At 57.2% G+C, this 23,026-nt stretch carries 6 protein-coding genes and 1 pseudogene; 4 read left to right on the top strand and 3 right to left on the bottom strand.

Annotation, left to right across the window (positions count from 1 at the left end; genetic code table 11):
- The first annotated feature begins 29 nt into the window (after positions 1 to 29).
- The 3 genes from H2Z84_RS21060 to H2Z84_RS21050 all read left to right on the top strand — a co-directional run bounded on the left by H2Z84_RS21060 (position 30) and on the right by H2Z84_RS21050 (position 11,206).
- Entirely contained in the window at positions 30 to 9,410 is a 9,381-nt protein-coding gene (locus tag H2Z84_RS21060) for a DNA/RNA non-specific endonuclease (RefSeq protein WP_220272939.1), read from the top strand.
- 2 nt (positions 9,411 to 9,412) lie between these two features.
- Positions 9,413 to 9,808: an immunity protein YezG family protein gene (locus tag H2Z84_RS21055; protein ID WP_181837732.1), complete on the top strand. Its 396-nt coding sequence runs from the start codon at positions 9,413 to 9,415 to the stop codon at positions 9,806 to 9,808.
- Between the two features lie 277 nt (positions 9,809 to 10,085).
- A protein-coding gene (locus H2Z84_RS21050) for an IS3 family transposase (protein ID WP_181837731.1) occupies positions 10,086 to 11,206 on the top strand; the annotation gives its coding sequence in 2 pieces (ribosomal slippage) (positions 10,086 to 10,344 and positions 10,344 to 11,206; 1,122 coding nt in all).
- A gap of 17 nt (positions 11,207 to 11,223) precedes the next feature.
- Here the strand turns inward: H2Z84_RS21050 and H2Z84_RS21045 are convergent.
- A pseudogene (locus H2Z84_RS21045) lies at positions 11,224 to 11,367 on the bottom strand (transposase); the annotation flags it as partial.
- 209 nt (positions 11,368 to 11,576) lie between these two features.
- On the opposite strand from H2Z84_RS21045, the gene H2Z84_RS21620 reads away from it, so the two are divergent.
- Complete coding sequence (locus H2Z84_RS21620; RefSeq protein WP_181837730.1) at positions 11,577 to 11,720, top strand: hypothetical protein; 144 nt, start codon at positions 11,577 to 11,579, stop codon at positions 11,718 to 11,720.
- Positions 11,721 to 12,705: 985 nt separating this feature from the next.
- Here the strand turns inward: H2Z84_RS21620 and H2Z84_RS21035 are convergent.
- Positions 12,706 to 13,170: an Imm30 family immunity protein gene (locus tag H2Z84_RS21035; protein WP_181837729.1), complete on the bottom strand. Its 465-nt coding sequence runs from the start codon at positions 13,168 to 13,170 to the stop codon at positions 12,706 to 12,708.
- Between the two features lie 5 nt (positions 13,171 to 13,175).
- Positions 13,176 to 22,889: a LysM peptidoglycan-binding domain-containing protein gene (locus tag H2Z84_RS21030; RefSeq protein WP_220272938.1), complete on the bottom strand. Its 9,714-nt coding sequence runs from the start codon at positions 22,887 to 22,889 to the stop codon at positions 13,176 to 13,178.
- Between the last annotated feature and the right edge of the window lie 137 nt (positions 22,890 to 23,026).

The raw sequence follows: 23,026 nt of genomic DNA, 5'->3' as shown, positions 1-23,026 counted from the left end.
CCCGCACCGACTACGACGCCGAAGGGCGCGTGCTCAAGAGCACCGCCTACGCTAGGCCGATCAGTCTGGTTGGCCTGCCTGCCATACTGGGCGGAGCCGACATCGGCACTCGTCTGAGTGCAGACCCGGCTGATCAGGTTTTGACTACGTATTATGACAAGGATAGCCGGGCCCGCTACCGCGTGGATGGCCAAGGTTATGCCACACAATACAGTTATGATGCCTCTGGTAACGTAACGCAGACTACGCGTTACGCCAACTTGGCGTCCATACCATCGACAGCTGGAGCTATGCCGATAGTATTGGTATCCGCCGGGGATCAGATAGAGTCTGCAGTTTATGATGCGGCTAACCGCGCGGTGTTTACAGTCGATGGCGAAGGTTATGTAACCCGCCATATCTACGATGCTGCCGGTAATCAGACCAGGTTCATCCGTTTTGCTAAGTCTTTGGTGGCGGGTGCTGACCCGGCATCTATCGTAGCAGATCCTGCCAACGATCAGATGGGTAGTACGGTCTACGATGCTGCAGGGCGACCAACCTTTGTTATCGAGGCGGAGGGTTATGTTACCGGGACAATCTACGATGCTGTAGGGCACTCTCTTCAAACGATAAAATATGCAAATCGACTGGCTGTGATGCCAGAGCCTGGCATGGCTCCAGAGGTTGTTCCGAGTCAGCAGGACGTGAAAATAGTCAACCGGTATGACAGCGCGGGCAGGTTGGTGGATAGCGTCGATGCCGAAGGTAACATCGTTCACAACGAGTATGATGCGGCCGGACAGCTATCCGTTCAGACGCAGGGCTATGGCAGCTCTGTGGCTAGCAGCACCCGTTATGACTACGACAGGGCGGGGCGCCGTGTAGCTGAGACTCGCGCTGATGGCACCTCGCTGGCCGCTACTACCCGTTATCAGTTGGACGCCGTCGGAAACCGAGTTGTCGAGACCGATGCCGCCGGCCATCTCAAACGTCGAACGTTTGATGGTGCTGGTCATACTCTATCGGAGATCGACGCGTTGGGTAATGTTACCCGCAGTGAGTACGATGCCTTCGGGAACGTGGTGCGGCTGACTGATGCGCGTGGAAACAGTGGTGTGTTCTATTTTGATCGTAACAATAAGCAGGTGTTGCAGGTTGACCCATTGGGTTATGCAACAGCCACTGTTTATAACGCATTTGGGAAGGCGACGCGTATTACCCGCTATTCACGGATGCTTAACGGTTCTGGCAAACCGTCGCAGATGCCTTCATTGCAGGTGGATCCCGCCCATGACATGGTGACCGTTGCTGAGTATGACCGCCGAAATCTGCAAGTGAAGACTACGGGAGGGGACGGCATTTCTGAAAGTTATGGTTATGATGCCTTTGGCAACCGAATCCTCTATGTGAACAAGGCCGGTGGCCGGTTCTCTTACGAATACGACCATATCGGTCGGCTAATCCGCGAAACGTTGCCTGTTCAGGCGCGCAACGCCGTGGGCCAGATGGTACCGGTGGTCAAACGTTACGAATACGATGCGCGAGGCAACCGCATCCGGCAGATCGAAGCTGTGAATCTCCCCGAACAACGCGTTACAGAGTATCAGTATGATGCGTTAGACCGTTTGGTGGCCCAAATCGGGGATCGCGTACCTGTCTTGGTGGACGGAGTCGCCAGTTCGGCCTCACCGACTCAGCGCCGTGAATATGACAATGTGGGTAATTTGATTGTCGCCATAGATGCGGGTGGAAATGCGACCCGAACATGGTTTGATGCTCTGGGGCGCAAATGTGCCGAGCGCAATTCTGTAGGGACGTTAACACTATGGGATTACGATGTAGTCGGCAATATGGTCCGACAAAGAGTGTATGCTGATCCGGTCGCCATCCCTTCTGATGGTGGACAACCTGAGCCGGTCGACGCGGACCGGGTTCGGGAGACCCGCTATGGCTACGATGCGAATAATCGGTTAATCGAAACGCGGATTACAAATCAATGGTTAGGTGTTCGTAACACCACCACCGGCAATTATGAACTGTCCCGTGGCGATGTAGTGACGCGCAGATTCTATGATGCTAATGGTAATGTCGCTCAAGAAACCGACGCCCGTGGTAACTCCATCTATCGTTATTTCGACACTGCTGGACGAAAGACGATGGAGGTTGATGCTGAAAACTACGCCACTAGCTGGGATTACGATAGTAACGGCAATGTTCAAGTTGAAACGCGGTACGTCAATCGACTGCAAACTCCTACTGTAGCTAGCAGCACATGGGGGAGCGTATATGCGGCGCTCAAGCGTGATGCAAACAATGATCGCCAACGTACTTTCACCTATGACGTGATGGGGCGGGTGACGGATGAGACTCAAGTCAATGTCCTGATTGCTGCCGTCAATGGCAACGGTGGTGTTAATGAGGTGCGCAAATGGGCTGTGACCCATTATTCGTACAATGCATTGGGTAAGGTGGCACAAAAGAATGATGCCAACGGGGGCATCAGCAATTGGATCTATGATGCACTGGGGCGTGAGTTGGAGCATCAGGACGTTGCCTTTACAGATTATCGCGGTGTGCAGGTTCGCCCTACCACAGACAGCGAATACAACGGTCTGGACCAGGTAGTTCGGTTAATCCAGAAAGGTGACGGCATCGCAGCAGACCAAGTCTCCTCGTCTATTTATGGAATTGGCGGGAGGCTGCTCCGCCAAGTGGATCCATCCGGCGTCGTGATTGAATACCAATACGACTTGATTGGTAATGTGACGGCTACCCGTCGCGACAGGTTCAACGCCGACGGACAAAGAGTGAATGACGAATCACGCTATCGTTATGATGCCGCTGGGCACCAGATCGACAAGATTGATATCGCATCCGGTATTCATTTTGAGACTCGCTACAACGCTTATGGCCAGATCAATGGTAAGCGTACTAGTGCCGACCTATCCGGTCCATGGCAGGAGTTCTCCGAGTATGACGGTGCGGGCCGGGCAATCAGGTCTAATAGCGGCAATGGCGCGACCAAAGCTTATTTCTACGATGCCAACGGTAATGCGACGTTGTCGATTGAGTCAGCCTCTGTGGATTTGAGGGCGTTAAGCCAGGACCAGCTGCAGGGAATGCTGAACGATGCAAGGCTTAGCCTAACAATCAATGAATACGATAAGCGTAATCAGTCTATCGGTACTTACCAGCCCAAAATGGCGAATGCCCGCGATCAGGTATCTGTACAGCGTTGGCAGGATATCTCGTCGGTTAGTGGCGGTTTGATTAGCATCGGTTCTGACAACCAGGGTACCAGTGCTAGTGGGCCGATCGTTGGCGGAGATGTAGTGCCAAGTCACGGTGGTCGTGGAACGATGGACTTCACCTTCGGACCATCTACGGTCAACCGCTGGGTGAGTAATGGTAATCAGGTAACCGATGTCACCATCCATGGTTTAGATTTCATCGTGCGTGTGCCATCAGCGATGGAGTTGGGTAATGGCAAATATAAACTGTCCCTCAAAGTGGATAAGTTAGCTACCACCCAGAACAACTATGCACCTAATAATGAGGCACTTAGTCAGCATCTCCAGCTGGACCGCATATTTGAACAATGGGATGGAAACGGCTTCCGCGTTCATCTCTCTGACGATATGTTGACGAGTCGTGCGACACTCGAGTCCCCATATTTTGCATTCACGTCCAAGCTGAACATCACAGTTGTAGTGACCAAGCAGGTGGGGCTGCTGGATATTCCGGTAGCAACCTATTCAAGAAAGGGTGTTGTTTCCAACATGTCCGGTATCCAGTCGGATATCACCTGCGACCTTATCCACTTTGAGGGGCAGCCGAACAATACCAGTCGCATGATTATGTTGACCCGCCCCGTAGGGAGTAATGTTGGCTGGACTTTCCAGGAAGTGCCTCCACTTTGGGCCGCCTATCCAGCGCTGATAGACAAACTTTATAACACGCCAGGTTGGTACACCTTTGATTACAGCAAAATGGCGCAAGGCCGTTACGAAATGCGCTATCTGTCCTTAGATAGTAAGAATAATGTAGTGAATAGCCAGCAAGGTTTTTTGACGTTGGGAAGTAGCGGCTCATCCTTCCAGGCGAGCAAGCTGGATGCGGGCAGCGGCGGGCAGGCAGTGATGGCGAGTTCTGGTTATCTTGAAATAATGGGGTTAGGTGGGGATGCTACTCAAGCGACGATAGCGTTTCGCTCCCCAGGTGGTGCTTGGTCTGCGCCGAAACAGCTTGGTACCAACAATCTGCTCGGGCAAAGTAGCGGCTGGTTTGAAGTTATCCCTTCCTCCGCGTCCCTGGCACAGGGACAGCCGTACGAGTATTTGTTGGAGTCCAAGGATAAGAACGGTAATTCCATACGCAAAGTGACCGGTAGCTTCACTGTTGGTGTTGCTAATAGTGTGACTCAACCTGTCGATTATTCGACCTTGCCGCAGAACGTTCATGTTCAGAAATTGTTATCGGGAGTAGTCAGTGGGGTGATGCGCTTTCGTCCTGTTGGCAGTACTGGCGCGTTTACCGAAGCACCGATGGTGGGGAGTCCTGGCGAACTATATTGGGATGGCTCGGCCCAGGCGCCGGTTACCGGCAGCCAGGATTACGAGTTCCAGTTTGTGCTGCGAGATGCTGCTGGCCAGATGTTGGATGGTGGTCAGGGCATATTCCGGCTGGGTGCAGATCGCCGAGTTCTTAGCTTTACCAAGAGTCAGATGGTGACCTTCTCGGCAGTGCCGGCCAACTCCGCCAAGTTGATCTTGCAATACCGTCCAGTGGGGAGTACTGGCGTATATCAACAAACTATTCTGCAGAAAGGCAGTGATGGTAGCTTCCATTTTGATGCTACGGCATTGATGCAAGTAGGCGGGGCGCAACAATACGAGTACTTCTATAACCTGCAGGATGAGCGGGGAACTGTGTTGAAAACCCCCGCAGATAACCCTGTCGTAGTTTCCGGTACTCTGAACCTGGGTACTGATGTGCCGGATGGCCAGCTCAAATGGGTGATCACCGGTATGGCTGATACTAGTCGAACTATTCATCGGCAGCAGTCATTCAATGCATTTGGAGAAGTTGTACAGGAGGTGGATGGCCGTGGCAACGTTACTGATTTTAGTTATTCGGTGCTTGGCAAGCTGCAGAGTAAGCTAGACCCGATAACCAGTGCCACCACCGAGAATGGTTATCAGTACCGGATGCGCGCCAATACCCATTACTATTACGACGCAATGGGCAATCAGTTGGGTGTGCAGGACGATGGTGGCACCAATACGTTGCAGATACTGGCGGGTAGTGTGGGGAATAATGCCAAGACCTCGGTGGAATTCCATGCCGATAGCGGTCGCAAGAGCACTGGTTATGATATTTTCGGCAATGCCCGCTACGTAGTGGATGAGGTTGGCCGCCGTACCGATTATAGCTATGACGCGATGAACCGGCTGGTCCGTATTGACCGGCCGCAGCGCATAGATGGCACCCGAGGATGGGATGCCTACGAGTATGACGCAGCAGGGCTGCGGGTTGCTCATAGCGCTACTGACGGTAAAGCTATCTTGCGCGATCGGACCTATTACGACAGCTTGGGACGTGTAACTTTGGTGATCTCCGCTGCTGGGCGCAACACCCGTACCAGTTATGCCTGGGATGCCGGCATTCTGGGAGCTGGTGGCGCAGTTGTGGGGGGGTGGCGGACTACCGTGACGGACGCAAATGGACGCAGCCAAGTAGATGATGCAGATCTGTATGGACACAAAGTGAGGCATGTAGATCTAGGTAACCATACCTTCAACTATCGGTACAGCTTTACCGGTCAGCTCACTGCCCAGAACAGCAGTGACACCGGGCAGGACATTGTTTACGAATACTATGGCAATGGCTATCTGAAGAGCATTTCCGACCGGACGCTGGACAGCTATTCGCTATATGAGTACGACGCGGACGGAAACAAAATCTTTGAGGGCTATACCACGCTATCGGCTTCGCATCGGACCTATTACCAATATGCGGACATCACGTACGACGAACGGAACCGGATGACGAGCATCATCGATCCCAAGTTCCAGACAACGTATGAGTATGATGCTTTAGGCAATAAGCGCAGGGTGGTTGCTTATTATCATGACGGTGCCAATGGTCAGATGAGCGGCCAAGACAATTGGTATCGTTATGACTCGATGAACCGCTTCGTAGTGACCATGGGTGTTTTGGTAGGGGAGCGTGGTAAGGGAACAATCAAGGCGGTCAATAACAAGGGCGCAGCCCAGCTCGCTTACAATCTCGCCGGCGAGCGAGTGACGGCAGCCTATTTCCGCGACGGTCACAATGAGCAGTACAGCTATACAGCGGACGGTTATCTGGAGAAGGCGACGATCAACGGTGTGCTCGCCTCGTATCGGGTGAACGATATGCTTGGTCGTGCTACAGCCTATGTCGAGTACAAGCCTGACGGTAAGACCGAAAGCCTGCGCAATGCTTCCATCTTCGATGCCGACGGCAAATTGTTGGACCAGGTTTCTGGCAGCAAGCACATTACCAACAGTCTGATGGCTGATGGCACGGTGGACCACAGTAGGGAAGTGGACGGCGGCACGACTGTCGACTCCTACTATAGCTATGAGTGGTGGGATGAGGCCAAGCAATCTACGCTTACTGCCCAGCCTTACAACAAGGATGCTCCTGGTTGGAAAAAAGGCATTTCGCACTATCGGTACGATGTCAACGGCCACCTGAGTGAGGCACTCGATGAAGAGGGCAAGCGTAGCTTTCGTTATACCAGTAACGCACAGGGACTTATCCTGCTGCGAGATGAAGTATCGGCTAGCACAGGGTCTGCACCGTTGATCAACAAGCAGCATATGTATTACTACCTGGATGGCAAGCGGGTGGGTGATGTTGGCAACGATGGTAGTGACAACGAAAACAACGTTGACTACGGGATGGCGCTAGCTATGCGCAGTACTGCTAGTCGCAAGGATCAGTACCGCGACTGGAAACCGATTGCATCTGCAGACTTCGACCAGAACTACCAGCCCATTGGTCCTAATTATCCAGGCACAGTGCCTAACCGCTATACCATCCGCAACGGCGACACACTCAAGAGCATCGCCAGTGAACTGTGGGGTGATGGTGCAATGTGGTACCTGTTGGCCGACGCCAATGGCCTGTCCGGGACCGAGGCTCTTAAGTCAGGCCAGCAACTGCTAGTGCCAAACAAAGTCACCAACATACACAACAACAGCAGTACCTTTCGTGTCTACAACCCAGGCGAAGCGATGGGTAACACTTCGCCGACCCTGCCCGATGCACCGCCTCCACCGCCGTCGCCAGATTCCCATGGTGGAGGTGGCCGGTGCGGGGGGCTGGGCAAAGTACTAGTCGCCGTTGTTGCTGTTGTTGCCGTTGTGATGACGGCAGGGGCGGCGGCAGTGGCGATGGGTGCCAGCGGCACCATATTCTCTGCTGGTGCTGCTGTGCTGAGTGGAACTTCTGCTATAGGCTTAGGCGGCACCATGCTGGCTGCTGCTGTGGGAGGGGCGGTTGGCTCCATCGTTGGGCAGGGTGTGGCGATGGCCATGGGCATGCAGGACAAGTTCTCGTGGAGTCAGGTAGGTACTTCTGCGTTAAGTTCGGGTCTGAGTGCAGGCGTAGGTTCCGTAGTGCAGAGCAGCGAGATGAGCAGTGCCTTGTCTAATACCTTCGGCGCTGCCGCACCATATGCTCAGGTGGCGGTCAGCAATGCAGCGATGCAGGGCGTGGCGATGGCCACTGGCCAGCAAAAGTCGTTCAGCTGGAGCGCGATCGCTGCCAGTGAGATGGTAGCGGTGTTTGGTAGGTCAGGCTGGGGCGATGACCTGCGCCAGAATATGCAGAGCATGACCGATGGTATGGGAATATCCAAGGACTTGTCCCAGACGCTTGCGGGCATGCCGGGCAACTTTCTGCAGTCGGCGGCGGCGAACTTCGCCGGTGGTGAGCGTGGTCGTGCGGCTTGGGGACGCGCTTTTCTGCAAAGCGGCGCGCGCGCGGTGGGCGACTATGGCAGCCAGCAGTCGGAAGGCAGCTGGGGAGAGGGCGGCTACAAGCGCATGTTGGCCCATATGGCAGTGGGTGCGGTTGGTGCCGAATGGCAAGGTCGTGACGCAATGGCTGCGGCGGTTGGGGCTGGAGTCGCCTCTGAGGCTGTACCATGGTTGGATGAGTCGCTCGGCATGGATGATGGCGCACGTCAGATGATTCTGCCGCAATTGAGCCGGATTGCTGGCGCGGCAGCAGCACAAACTTTCGGTGGTGATGTTTTTACTGCAGGCGATGCAGGGCAGAACGTCACCGAGAATAATTTCCTGTTCCACAACGACAGGGTGATAAGGGCAAGGTTGGAGGCCGGAGTCAAGGCTGGACGCTTCTCAGGTAATGATCTGGAACAAGCTCAGGCAGTGATTGCTTCACTGAATCGAGAGGATAAAGAGAACGATAGTTTGTTGATTGCCGGCCTGAAATCCAAGGATTTTGCTACTAGACAGGCGGCCTTTGAGTTGCTGGATAGCATTCGCAACGATACGTTGAAAGAAAGCGGTGACGTTGCTAGGATTCTGAATCCGAGCGTAGTTATTCGGATGAAAGAGAGCAACGGCATGGCCTTGGCGGCTCTGCAAGCTTTGCAGGCCGATGATGGAATGCAGTTTGCCAGATTGTCGCGGATTACTAGTCAGTATCAGTCTGGCAGACCAACGACGATGGAGTTGGTTGGCCATACGCTGAGGCCATATATATCGATTCCGGTATACGATAACGTTATCGACTTCAAGCACGCCGTGGGGGATGGCCGCTGGGGTGCCGCGGCACTGTATGGTGGTTTGGCGGTACTTGATGGAGTGACCCTGGGTGGTGATAGCCTAGTGGAGGGCTTGACCAAGGGCGGTTTCCGCTCAGCTGCGCGTGAGTTGGAGTTAAGGGCGGCGGAGAGGGTAGTCCCAAGCAGTGAAGCTGCTACCGTTGCTCGTCAAGCTGAAATTAGAAATGGGTATTCTTACTTGCGAGATGAGGCTGGTCGCGTCGAGCTTGTCGATGCAAATCTCGTGAGAAATCCCGCGCAAGGCCGCAATCCATCAGCTCAGCTAAAGGCTGGTGGGGAATATCGCTTGCCTGATGATCAGGGCGGTCACTACATAGGCCGAAGATTCAATGGGCCGCTAGATGATTTTAACCATTTTGCACAAAATGGTAATTTCAATATGGGGGCATACAGAACCCTTGAGAATTCATGGGATACGGCGCTCCAACAGAACTTACCAGTGCGTGTTCAGATACGACCTTCATATGTGGGTGACTCATTGAGACCAGACACACTGCATGTGCGTTATTGGATTGACGACATCCCCAATGAGAAATTTTTCTATAATCGACCAGGCGGGAGATAATTATGAACACCGTAATCGAGGAATTGTTTCAGTCAATAGGTAATCAAATTTTAGACATGGTTGGAGATGATGTTTCAAAGGCTCTTGCGTATGCAGAGGCGGATGATGGCGTTATATCTGTATCCCTGTTCTTTGCAAGACAGGATTGCAAAATTCCGATATTCAATTTTGGAGGAAAGGATTTGAGCGATTTGTTTTATTCGCTCAGAGAGGAATGGGGTAAGCAAGATGCAAAAGTCGAGTGGAGTAGCAGTGCTTATTTTATAAGCAATGGCAAGCCAACTCTGGAAGTAATTTATCCTGACAAATTTAACAAAGAAGTAAGTGAAAGTGTACGCAGATCTGCAATTGTTGAAAAATACTTTGGGTCTGCTCGGATAGACTACTCCCAAGTTTGACAGTTTTGAATAAGCCACTGATGTGGTAACGGCCGTACGGTGCACTCGCAGGGGTGACACTCGGCTACAAGTCTCCTGTGACCTTAGCCACCGGGCGTCGCGCCGGAATCGCTAAAACATAGGCCGGCATCCCACGCGGATGCCGGCCTTATTTTTGTTGGAAACGCCAAAATCTCCTCAGCATAACCGCCTCGACACCGTCGATAGCAGCGACGTCCCCCCAGTATTGAGTAGCACCTGACTTTAGGGTCCAATCAACCCCACATGGAGATTGGACATGAAGAAACGTTTCACCGAAGAACAGATCATCGGCTTCCTGCGCGAGGCAGAAGCCGGCATGCCTGTTGCACAGTTGTGCCGCAAATACGCCTTCTCGGAAGCCAGCTATTACCTCTGGCGCAACAAATTCGGCGGCATGAATGTCTCCGAGGCCAAGCGTCTCAAGGAGCTGGAAACTGAGAACGCACGGCTGAAGAAGCTCCTGGCCGAGACCATGCTCGAGAACGAGATTGCCAAAGAGGCCCTGCGAAAAAAGTGGTAAGCGTACCGTCACGGCGGGAGCTGGTGCGCCATCTTGTGGGCAAAGGGCTTAGCGAGCGTCGATCGCTATGTCTGGCCGACATGAGCCCCAGCTCATACCGCTACCAGCCCGCCACTGACCGAAATGCCGCCTTGAAAGCGCAGATCATCGCGCTCGCGCAACGGCACCGACGCTATGGGGCCGGCATGATCTATTTGAAGCTGCGACAGAGCGGCATGCTGGTCAATCACAAGCGGGTAGATCGACTCTATGCCGAGGCCGGTCTGCAAATTCGCCGGCGCAAGCGCAAGAAAATTCCCGTGGCAGACCGTCACCCACTAGCTCGCCCTTTGGCGGCCAATCAGGTCTGGTCGATGGACTTTGTGTTCGACCGGACGGCAGAGGGGCGTGTCATCAAGAATCTGACAGTGGTCGATGATGCCACGCATGAAGCAGTCGCCATTGTTCCAGAGCGGGCGATGGGAGGCCTGCATCTGACGCGCGTCCTCGACCAACTAGCCAAGACACGTGGCTTGCCCAAAGCCATCCGGACCGATAACGGCAAGGAGTTCTGCAGCCGTGCGATGTTGAGCTGGGCGCACGCCCGTGGGGTTCAATTCTTTCTGATTGAGCCGGGCAAGCCCAATCAGAACGCTTATATCGAATCCTTTAACGGACGTTTCCGGGATGAGTGCCTGAACGAACACTGGTTCACCAGCCTGCGCCATGCCCAGGTTGTTATCGAAGCCTGGCGAAGGGAATACAACAATGAAAGGCCGAAGAAAGCACTGGGTGGTTTGACGCCAGCGGCCTATGCCGAATCACTTGCTGAGAAATCAGGTAAATTAAGCCCGGACTCTAAAGCCCTCTGCTACTGAAAGTGGGGGGGCGTCGCATTCATGCCGCCGAATTTGTTGCGCCAGAGGTAATAGCTGGCTTCCGAGAAGGCGTATTTGCGGCACAACTGTGCAACAGGCATGCCGGCTTCTGCCTCGCGCAGGAAGCCGATGATCTGTTCTTCGGTGAAACGTTTCTTCATGTCCAATCTCCATGTAGGGCTGATTGGACCCTAAAGTCAGGTGCTACTCAATACTAGGAGGACGTCGCCCAATCCAATCAAAACCAGAAAACCTACTCAAAAATCGGCCATCCGTAGGAACTCAACGCTCATATCACTAGGCCGAGAATGTACTGAATTTTGTGTAAACAAACATTTAGTAGGAAACAGCTACCTAGTCTGGAGACACAATGAGTTCGAAAAAGCACGATGTACCTGACGCACTACTGGACAGCTTGCTGGCCAATTACCAGAAGCCCGAAGACCTCATTGGTGAGAACGGCCTACTCAAGCTGCTGACTAAGCCGCCTGTCGAGAACGCGCTGGATGCCTAAATGCCCGCACACCTTTGTCATGGCCAAAACGAGCCGGTGCTCAATGCCACCAGCAAGAGCCGGAAAGCGAGGCCTAACTGAGGTGTCACGCGACCGCCAGGGTAGATTTGAGCCGCAACTTTTTCAGCGTCCAGAAAGCATCAGCCGAACCGGGTGACGTTGCCGTCTGCACCTCCTGCACATGCTTCACCTTTTGTTATCCGGATGTTATCCAGCGGTTCCCCGTTTGTTCGCCACTTGTTCACTAGCTGTTATCCATTCGTTAACCTGCCCGGCGGTGGATCAGGCCTGGCCCGATCCGGCAGAATGGGACTCATTTTAACGGCAGCTCGGCAATATAAATGCTTTTGGCATTACCGGATTCACCGGATCAGCCCCTTAAATTCGGGCCTAAACCCTACGCACCTCCCGGTGCGCGGCAAGTGACTGATTGAATGAGGGAATTGTTTTATAGCGGAGAAATACTCTGCTACTCAGAGGTAGCAGATTCGGCGCAAGTCATTGATGGGAACGGCTGGCTTGCTACTGCTCCGCTACCGGCGAGCAGCGGCCGCCATTCACGCCGAATCGCCGGCTTGAACCGCCCTAGTCCGTGCCAACGTATTAACTTTGCTGACCTCGCGTCATCCGTTTCGCTTACGCCCCCCCTTGTCCCTGCTGACTCCATCTTGCCCAACTTGACGCGGCACGCTGCCCATCCCGGCCCCGGACCGGCAGCGGCCACCCTGGGAGGTGTGACCTGATCTCCCTTCGCCACTCAACGCTTTAGCCACTTTTATGGGACGGCACGTAAGCGTGCGTGATGCGTGACCGATTTCGGAAGGGGGAAAGGGTTCGACTGAACGTGCTCAGAAACGACAATCGGCGCATCCCCGATGGAGATGCGCCGATCTTCGATACCAAGCAATGAGTAGGCTGATTCAATACGCGCCCCCCCCCGGTTCGCCCGCTCCACCTGACTACGATTGCACAGTACAGCCGTAAATTACGCCGCAGCCAAAGTTACCGGCACAGTCTTGCTCAAAAATTCCGGACTTACTTCGTTAATTCGAGCACACATGACGCGAACTGACTCCTTTACCGGTGCTGGAGCACTACGGAGTTGCCGGACTAGCTCGTGCCGGCTTGCATCGCCATTAATAACTCGCATGAGAATGATGGATGCCCAACGTGGCGACGACGTAAAAAGTGCTGGAAATACCGAAAGCAGCGCCGATACATATGACACATACGGAGCTACATCAAGCGATTCAGCGGCGTGAACAAGGGTAAACATCCCTTCATCGTATTCAGCCTTGTCGGACAACATTGAAAGCAAATCTGCAGCCAAGCTCTTGCCGCCCTCGGCCAACAAGACGTCAACACACGCGTCTATTACCAAGGTGCGTGCCCCCCCCGTTTCGATCTCACGGCGCAGCGTTTGAAGTTCGTTATCGTATTTTGCGTTCATCGCCTTCACTTCACAAAAATGGTGGGGTGGTTAGCTTTATTCATCCATATCAGTTCTTGCAGGCTAGACCTGATCTGAGGCGTGTAAAGCCCATCTGCTCGGTAAATGGCACGCGCATCCCAAATACCTGCTGCAAGTGCATCGCGGGGAGTCATATTAATATCCGCTTGCGTTCCGTAGGTGAACGTGGCGCGGTGCCGTCCGCCTACGCCTGGCACCGGCTGCTCCATATTTATGGCAATGCCGTCTCCTTTTGAAACACCCGAAAGGGCCATACGATTTGCAGACGGAATATGATGGGGCGTGATGTTATCGCCCACAGAGCCAGCGTTCATCAGATCAAGATAAGTGCCAACATTACCTTCGGTTGAAAGTAGCCTAGGCCCACCAGAGAGCACCTCACTGTTTGGAACACCCGGCCTCACCACCTCAACATCAAATCCTAGCGCTCCCGTTTGATACCGCCCCAAGCCACTTGCATTGATATCCACCAGGCTAACGTTTAGGCCATATCCGCCATACTTAGCCATAAGTTTGCCACCCAGCGCGCCAGCCGCAAAGCCACCGCCCATTTCTGCGACTTGGTTCCACCGCCCATTATATGCTGCTTCAGCGCCATCAAACGCAGCAGGAACAAGATTCAACACTGGCACGCTGGAAAGTATCAGCGCGCCTTGCGATACGCCACCCCGGTATGCTTGAGCGACGGGGCCCGCCATCTCTGGATACCAGTTTGAGTCCCCCCTTCCCGTTACGCCATTCCAGACTTGACGGCCACCAGCTTCATTCCACATCACCGACAAACCGGCCTTAACCAAATCCCCCGCATTTTCCGCAGTACCAACGGTGAACCCATACAGCGCTCGCCCAAAACCTGATGCAGCACTACGTGCAAGGCTGGAGACTGACACGGCTTCAGCCTTGGGTTGACTGAAGCTGGCACCCGCCGCCACATACTGGCTCGCCATGCTAAAGGGCATCAGCAGGCCTTCCAGTGCATTTGAGGAAGTGAACCGTTCCTTTAGCGACAACAGCGGCACGCCGGCGTGGATCTTCTCCGCCAATACTTGTATACGCTCGGCCTCACTCGCTGCAATGCGCTGCTGATTTTGCTTGTCGAGGAAATGGCCCACCTTTGCCAAATATTCATCGCTATAGCTGCCCTCCTCCGGAATCACCAGTGATTGGCCCGGGCGAAGCCGGAACTGGTTCACACCAGGATTGGCGGCGGCCAACTCTGCGGCAGAAAGCCCTACCCGCTTCGCGACCTTACTGAAAGTGTCTCCTTTTTGAACGCTGTACGATCGTGGACCGCCATCACCTGCGGGGGCTTCCACATCGCTCTGCAATGTCCAAAAATCATCCCTGCTGCGGAAGCCAATTGCCTCTGCGGCATCTCGCGGAGCGAATGCATCCACCAGCCCACCATCGATACCCTCACCCTCCGAACGGGCTGTCGTGTCGGTCGTCAAACGCTCCTGCGTGGCAAGACGCTCTACCATGCTATTGCCCAGCGCGCTGCCAAACGATTCCGCTGCAATCGCTCCCCAGTTAGGTTTACCACCTCCCACTATCGACTGCACCCCACCGGACACTAGGCTGCGGCTCAAACCGTTGACGAAGTTATCCATCGGGCCGGCCGCGTTCGAGATCGGAACAACGTTAAAGCTGGCAGCAGCTCCCAGCCCAGAGGCAGCCACTGCCGTCCAGTTGAACGATTTCTGCATCCCCGTTGCCACGGCAATACCTTGGGTGAGGGTACTGCCCAGCATGGCCCTCCCCCCGGCTGCCGCAGCTCCACTCCACCCCGAGCTGGCCGTGGAGCCACCAGACGCCACGCCGGACGTCACCGCCGCGCCTAACGCGGAAGTACCTACCTGGCTCCACGAGAACTTGTCCTGCATGCCCATGGCCATCGCCACACCCTGGCTCGCAATTGAACCGACAGCACCACCGATAGCAGCAGCGGCCAAACCTATACCGCCAGCCAAGCCACCAGCCAATACACTACTGCCAATAGCCATGATGCCAGCAGATGTACTCAGCCCCGCCGCTGCGGCTGTAGTCGCCATGGCACCCGCAAAGGTTGTGCTACTAGTCATGGCAGTCATCGCCACAGCCGCCGCCCCCGCCGTCATCACGACCGCCACCACAGCAATGACCGCCACAAACACCATGCCAAACCCACCACAGCCACCGCCCCCACCACGGCTCGGCGGCGGCGGCGCATCCGGCAGCGTCGGCGTGGTGTCGCCGATCGCTTCGCCAGGGTTGTATACCCGGAAGGTGCCATTGTTGTTGTGAACATTGGTGACCTTGTTGGGTACCGTCAGGGTCTGACCAGCGCTCAGCGTTTCGCTGCCGCTCAGCCCGTTGGTGTCGGCCAGCAGGTACCACATCGCGCTATCGCCCCATAGCGCGCGTGCAATGCTTTGCAGGGTGTCGCCAGCACGCACGGTGTAGCTGCCCGGCGTGTTGCCGGGGTAGCCGGGGCCTATCGGCTCGTAGTTCTGGTCGAAGTCGGCTGAGGCAATCGGCTGCCAGTGCTTGTACTGCTCCTTGCGGCTCGGTGCGTTGCCACGCGCCAGGGCCTGGGCGTAGTCGATGCGTGTATCGCTGTCGTTGCCGACGTCACCGACACGCTGGCCGTCGAGGTAGTAATAGTCATGACGCTGGTTGACGCTACCAGCAATCTCGTCGCGCTTGAGGATCAGCCCCTGGGCGTTGCTGATATAGCCGAAGCGGCGGCTGCCGACTTCGTCGATCGCTGCCTTCAGGTGGCCATTGATGTCGTAGGTGTAGTGCGAGGTGCCGCTCTTCCAGCCCGGCGCATTGGCGTTGTAAGGGTTGGCTGTCACCGTCGACTGCTTGGCCTCGTCCCACCATTCGTAGCCGTAGTAGCTGGTAACGGTGGTGCCGCTGTCGACCTGCGAGGAGTAGTTCAACGTGCCGTCTGCCAGCAGGTTGTACGTGGTGGTAGCGCTCCCCACCACTTGCTTGATCAGCTTGCTGTCGGCATCGTAGGTCGAGACGGAGTTGCTGGAGACACTGACGCCGTCGGCCTGGTATTCGCTGTATTGCGTCACCCGGCCCATCAGGTCGTTGGTGCGCTTGGCACGCAGCGTGCCCGGGGTGGCGTCGTTCGGGTTGGCATCGAGCACCATGGTCTCAAGATAGCCGTCGGCGCTGTAGCCGTAGGTCTCACGATGGCCGTCGCGCGCGTAGGTGGCCGTGATGCGTTCACCCGCCGCGTTGTAGGCGATCTCAACGCCATCACCGCCCGTGCCTTTGGTGATGGCAGTGGTACCGTCGGCAGCAGCAGCGCGCGTGCCGTTCAGACTACCCATACTGACCACGAAGCGGTTCATGACGTCGTAGCGATACCAGTTGTCCTGGGTCTTGCGGGTGCCGTTGATGCCGTCGTGGTAGTAGGCGAACACATGGCGCCGATTGCCGACGGCGTCGTATTCGTACTGGGTAGTGAAGGTCGGATCCTTGATTTCCTTGACGCGGTTCAGTTCGTCGTAGCTGACCTCGGCGTACTCGTAGTAGGTGCGGGCGGTGCCGCCACTGACAGTGGTGTAGCCCTCGAAGGTCTTGTTGCCCTCGGCGTCGTATTCGTACAGTGTGAGGCTGTCGAGCGCCAGGTCGCTGATGCTCTTCAGGTAGCCGTTACCGTAGTAGGCGTAGCGGATGGCCTGGCCGGTACTGCCGGTCTGCTCACTCAACTGGCCGGCCCAGTTGTAGCGGTAGTTGAACACGTGGCCGCCGAGGTCGACGTGCCGAACACGATGGCCATACAGGTCGGTGTCGTCGATCTGGCTACGGCCGTTGGCATCGGTGACGGTGCTGCGCCAGCCACCGACCACCGCGCCCCCGGCACCGAGGATCGCGGTGTCCCAGATGTAGCCGGTGGTGGTGGTGCGCCCGGCAGCGGTCACCACCTTGATCACCCGGCCAAGGCTGTCGTAGTAGGTCTTGTCGCGCAGCACCGTGCTGCCGTCCGCGCTGGTGCGGTGCGCGATGCGTCGGCCGGCAGCGTCATAGTCGTAGGCGTCGTAGCCGCGCGGGCCGCCGCTCGCACGTTGCGGCCGGTCGACACGCACCAGTCGGTTCATTGCGTCGTAGCCGTAGTCGGTACGACGGCCGATTTCATCGACGACGTAGCGCAGGTTGCCGTATACGTCATAGCCGTAGCGCTTGGTACCACCGTCGGCATGGATCTCGCTAGCGTTGCGCACCGTGGCACCATCACTGCCGGCCAGTAGTACCTGACGGTTGAAGTTGCCGTTGGCATCCTTCACCGCCACGGCGTTGCCGATGGCATCGTAGTAGTAGCGCGTGGTCGGCCGCACCCGCTGCTGGAAGCCGTTCTCCAGGGTGATGGTGGTTTCCGGATCCTGCTTTTGTAGCAGCTTGCCGAAGGTGGTGTAGCTGAAGTCCGTCACCCGGCCGAGGCCGTCGACCTCCTGAGCGATCTCGCCGAAGGCGTTGTAGCGTTGCTGGCGCTGGATCACATTGGTCGAGCTGGCTAGGCCGGTGATCACCCAACGGAGGGTATTGCCGGTTTCGCCCGGTCCGAGATGCATCGTACCGTCGATGCGCAGCGGGCTGCCGGTTTCAGTCTGGAGCGGCGTCCCGGCGGCGTCGAGCAGTTGATAGAAGTACTCGAAGTCGACGCTACCACTGGCCGGCATCAGGCTGCTGGCATCGAAGCGGAAGGCGCCGGCGGCACGGCTGAGGGTGGCCGTGGTATAGGCTCCACTGCTACCGACCGGGCGGTAGGAGAACTGCAACTTGACAGCGCTTTGCTGCGGCGGGGTGAAGGTCACCACACTCGGCAGGCGCAGGCCGGTATGGCTGAGCAGGCGGTTATCGGTACCAAACCGTACTTGACCCTTCGCCCAGTTCAGCATCTGGTCGGCCGCGTCGAACAGCTGGTATTCGAAGTCGAAGTCGGCGCTGCTGCTACCGGTGTAGACGCCACTCGGGTCCCAGTAGAACGCACCACTGCCATCCGGGACCAGGGCGGCTTCACTGAAGGTGCCGCTGCTGCCGGCCAGCCGGTAACGCAGGATGCCGCGAATAGCGGTGAGCGGCTGGTTCTTGAAGTGCACCAGTTGCGGCAGATTCGCGTAGGCAGTGAGCGCCCCTACCGCGTTGGCGTTGCCAGCGGTGAAACTGCCGACCACTTTGCCGACTGTGGCCCCAGTGCTCGTTTGCGTTTCCAGCACGTATTCATACGCCGTGCCTGCTGCCAGACCGTAGCTGGCCGGGGTGAACGCGAACCAGCCCGGAGTGGTCGTGCCGGCAACACTGGCCGCAGTCAGGCTATAGGCCGTGCTCCAGGCACCACCGGGCGTGCGGAAACGCACGGTGGCCTTGGTCGCCTGACTGCCCTGCTCGGTAATATTGAGCTGCCCGGCGGCATCCAGGAACGCTTTGCCGGCACCGCCGATGGTACGCGGCGTCTGGGTGATGGTGGGGGCACTGTCGGACAGCACCAGGCTGCCCTGTTCGGAGTTCAATACATTGCCGGCGGCGTCGAGCGCAACGTAGCGCATGTCGTAGCTGCCGCGCGCCATACCGGTCCAGTCGAGGGAGAACTGGCCGGGCCATACCTGCCCCCCGACTACCGTTGGCGGCACATCGACCATCGACCAGCCCGTATTACTCCCCGCCGGGCGCGTGAGCAACACAACGCGACTGGCCCCCTGCGGCTGTCCCTTGATGAGCAATTCTTTGCGCACCAGCGAAAGGGCGGCATTCACCCCGCTGTAATTCGATGTTCTTATATCATACCCACCATCCTTGCTCGTTCTAATTGCAACGCCCATCGTGCCTTTGAAGAACCCAGACCAGCCAGAGGCATAATTCCCTTGCGCAACCGTCTGTAGCTGGTTGTTATCTAATCGCTTGCTAACCGTAAACGACAACTCGCCCTGGCTTGAGGAGCTACCGATCCAATAGCCTCCCCCATACTGAATTTCGCTTAAGGCAACCGAAATCGGCACATCCCCCACTAACGCGGTAGTCGATGGTGCAAGCGTGTATTGCGCATTAAAGGTTTTACCATTCATTTTAAATTGCACATTAACGACGAAGTCGCCTGCACCATATGCCGCCGCACCAGTTGGCAAAGGCAGTTCAACGTGCAGCTTACTGGCAGTAAAATATTCATAATATATAGAGACGTTTCTAGTATCCCTGCTGTAGACTTTCGGGACCACGCTGGCAAACCACGCTTTGACCTGGCCCGGAGCGCCGCCCATCACCGCTACACTCCCCGTGGCCAGCGGGTTCGTCTCAGTCGCACCAACCACCTGACTCCCCGGACCAACCTCCACCACACCACCACCGCCCTCCTGCGGTACACCCCCCTGCCATTGCTTCACCACCACCAGGTCGCGCGCCTGCGCGCTCTCCGGCTGATAGGTCGCCGTCAACTGGTTGCGGGCGTCGTAGACACTCACCGTGCGGCGCAGGTCGTTGCGTTGCAGCAACTGCTCCAGCGACAAGCCACGCTGGTCAACCTCGGCCGATTCAAGCGTCAGCGTGGCGTTGCCATTGGCGTCGTAGACATAGGCTTTGCTCACCCCGCCGCTGCTGTTGCTCTTGCTCAGTCGGCCGGCACCGTCATACTCGGCGTACTCTTGCCAATCGCCGCTACCGCTGGTGCCGGTACGCTTGCCCTCGATCTGACCATAGGCGTTGTAGCGGGTTTCGAAACGCACGCCGCTCGCATCGTCACGCTTCTCAATCTGATGGAGGGCCGCATCGTAACGGTAGTGGGTGATATCGGTAATGCTGGCGCCGTCAGCGTCCAGACGCGTCAACCGGGTGCGGGTGACGTTACCGGCAGCATCGTAGTCGTACTGGGTGGTGGCACCAGCGGCGTCGGTCTGGCTCAGGAGCCGTCCGCCAGCGCCGTAGCCGTAACGGGTGATCTGGTCGTCGGTTTCGCTGGCCTGGTCGGTACCTCGCTTCAAACTGCGCGCCACCTGGTCAAGCCCGTTGTACTCGGTGTCGGTGGTCGGCCGCACCATATTGCCCTGGTAGTCGGTGAAGGCGGCATCCTGGCGGCGTGTCTCGCGGCCGAGGACGTCGTACTGCCAATTGCTCTGACTGCCCGTGGCGTCGGTTTTCTGGATCAGTTTGCCCAGACCGTTGTAGAGATAGCGGGTGATGACGGTGCCGGAGGTCTCTGTCACTGCACCCGTCTTCGCGTCGACATTGCTGGTTTGCACACCGAGACAGCGCTCTTCGAGCACGCGCCCGAGCTGGTCGTAGACGAACTCGCTGACCCGGTCGGTGGTAGCACTGATGGCGATGGCGCCGTTGACGGTAGCGTAGGCGGTCGTGGCATCGACCGCTTGCGTGAGGCGGGTGGCGTAGCGCGTCTCGCGCGTCACCTTGCCATTACCGTCGTAGTCCCAACGCGTGGCGTAGCGTTCCGCATCCACTTCGAGGGTCTTTCGCCCGAGACTGTCGTAGTAGCGGTAGAGGCTGTTGCCGCGCGCATCGGTTTCCTGCACGACGTTGCCGTTGGCGTCGTAGGCACGCGTGCTTACAAGGTCTCGCTGAGCGACTTCGTAGTTACCGGTAGTCGGGTTGCGACTGCCCACCAGTTGGTTCGGAAGGCGGGTTTCGATCAGTCGGTTGTTGGCGTCGTAGCGGAAGCGGGTTTCACGCATATTGGCGACGTTGACCGGCAATGGCCGGCTGCCGTCAGCCGGCAGCGTAACCGGGTCGGCGTAGATGCGTTGCGCGATCGCGTTTCCAGCATCATCGTAGTCCCATTGCGTCAGCGTGCCGGTGGCACTGCGCTCGGCCACCTTGCGATTGAGGGCGTCGAACCAACTGCTAGTCTTGTTGCCGTTGGCGTCGGTCTGTTCGATGAGGTTGCCGCGTGCATCGTAGCGGCGGAGGTTGGTCGGTGTCGTGGCACCGGTCACGCCATTGACGAAGGTCGGAACCGCGTCGCCACGCTGGAGGACCAGGCGGTCGAGGGCGTCGTAGTTGTAGACGGTGGTGCGCTGTTCTGGCAGGCCGACCGCTTCAGTTTGCTCGATGCGGTTGCCGCGTGCGTCGTAGGCGTAGCGCTTGAGTACCGCCACCAGTTGGCCTGCCGCGTTGCGCGACTGGACCGGCAGCGTTTCTTCGATCAGCCGGTTGTTGTGGTCGTAGCGGTAGTCGAACACACCGCCGACCTGGTTGGTGTAGCGCGTCTTGTTGCCGAAAGCGTCATAGGCCAGCGTTTCACTTTGGCCAGCGGCATCGGTGATCTTGGTCTGCTGACCCAGGCGGTCGTGCTCGAGGCGCGTGACCTGGTCGTGCGCCGCATCGGCGACGAGAGTCGGAGGCGTACCGGTTGACGGTATGTCAATCACGGCGTTGGCGTAGTGGGTGATCTGCACCAACTGGCCGAAGGCGTCATAGACGCTGGCGGTGGCGTAGCCAGCCGGGTCGATGTGCAGTACTGACTGGTTTCGAGCGTCGAAATAGAAGTAGCCGCTGTAACCGCGTGGGTCAGTGACCTTGACCGCGTTGCCGAAGGCATCGTACTCGCTGCGGGTGACGCCACCTAGCGCGTCGGTTTCACTGAGCTTGCGGCCCAGCGCATCGAAGCGGCGGCTGGTGGTGTAACGGGCGAGCAATGCGTCTTTCTCGGCGACACTGAGCACGGCGACCGTCTTGGCGTTACCACTGGCGTCGACGTAGCCGAGTGTCTTTCGTTCGGCCAGCGCCCAAGCGCTGTCGTGTTCGGCCAGTTCGACACCGCGCGGGTCGATCTCAGCCACACGATTGCCGGTGGCGTCGAGCCGATAGCGGGTCGACGCGGCATCGTCCGTGCCATCGCCACGGGTCTCTTCCATCATGCGACCGGCGGCATCGTAGACATAGCGGGTGCGGCTGGCGGTCGGCGTGCCAAATCCACGCACCGTTCCGACCACCCGGCTCGCTGCATCGTACAGCTGCCGGGTGACGTTGCCGGCTCCGTCCTGGCTATCCATCAGACGGCCTGCACTGTCGTAAGTGTTCAGGGTGACGGCATCCTGTGCCGCATTGCGCAGCAGGTAACCACCGCCACTCGCCGGCGCCGTATCCAGCACCTGTGGCACCACACCATCAGCCAGTGGGCTGACCAGCCTATTGGCGTAGCGCACGCGCTGCGTCAGCTTGCCGTTGGCGTCGTATTGGAGAGAGGTGACGTAGCCTTCGGCGTCGATGCTGAAGCTCGGTCGTCCGGCCGCATCATAGACGGTGCGGGTCGCCTGGTCGCTGGCATGCGGCACCACGTAGCTTCCGCCACCGGCTGGTGCCGTTGCCGTGATCTGCGGCGCCACGTTACTGGCCCAGTTCCCCTGAACCAGATTGGCGTAATGCACGGTGCTAGTCAGGTTGCCCGCCGCGTCGTAGCGCCATTCGGTCAGGTAGCCCTGTGCGTCGCGCTGGAAGGTGGCACGGTTGGCGGCGTCGTAGACGGTATACTCGGCCCGGTCGAGCGCACTGTTGGCCAGCACATAGGCACCGCTGGCGGGTGCAGCACTGACGATGGCCGGAGCCACCCCGTCGGCCAGGGAGCCAACCAGCTTGTTGACATAGCGCACTGTCTGGGTGACGTTGCCGTTGGCGTCGTAGCTGCGTTGTATGACGTAACCCAACACATCGATGCTGTACGTCAGTCTCCCGTCCTTGTCGTAGACATTGCGCTGCACTCGGTCTGCTGGGTCTGCACTCAGACGAGTGCCGATGTCGGCTCCGCCCAGTATGGCAGGCAGGCCAACCAGACTGATCGGCCTAGCGTAGGCGGTGCTCTTGAGCACGCGCCCTTCGGCGTCGTAGTCGGTGCGGG

Origin of the sequence: Aquitalea aquatica (assembly GCF_013911085.1) — a bacterium.
Classification (GTDB): domain Bacteria; phylum Pseudomonadota; class Gammaproteobacteria; order Burkholderiales; family Chromobacteriaceae; genus Aquitalea; species Aquitalea aquatica.
This window is presented reverse-complemented; position numbering and strand designations above follow the sequence as displayed.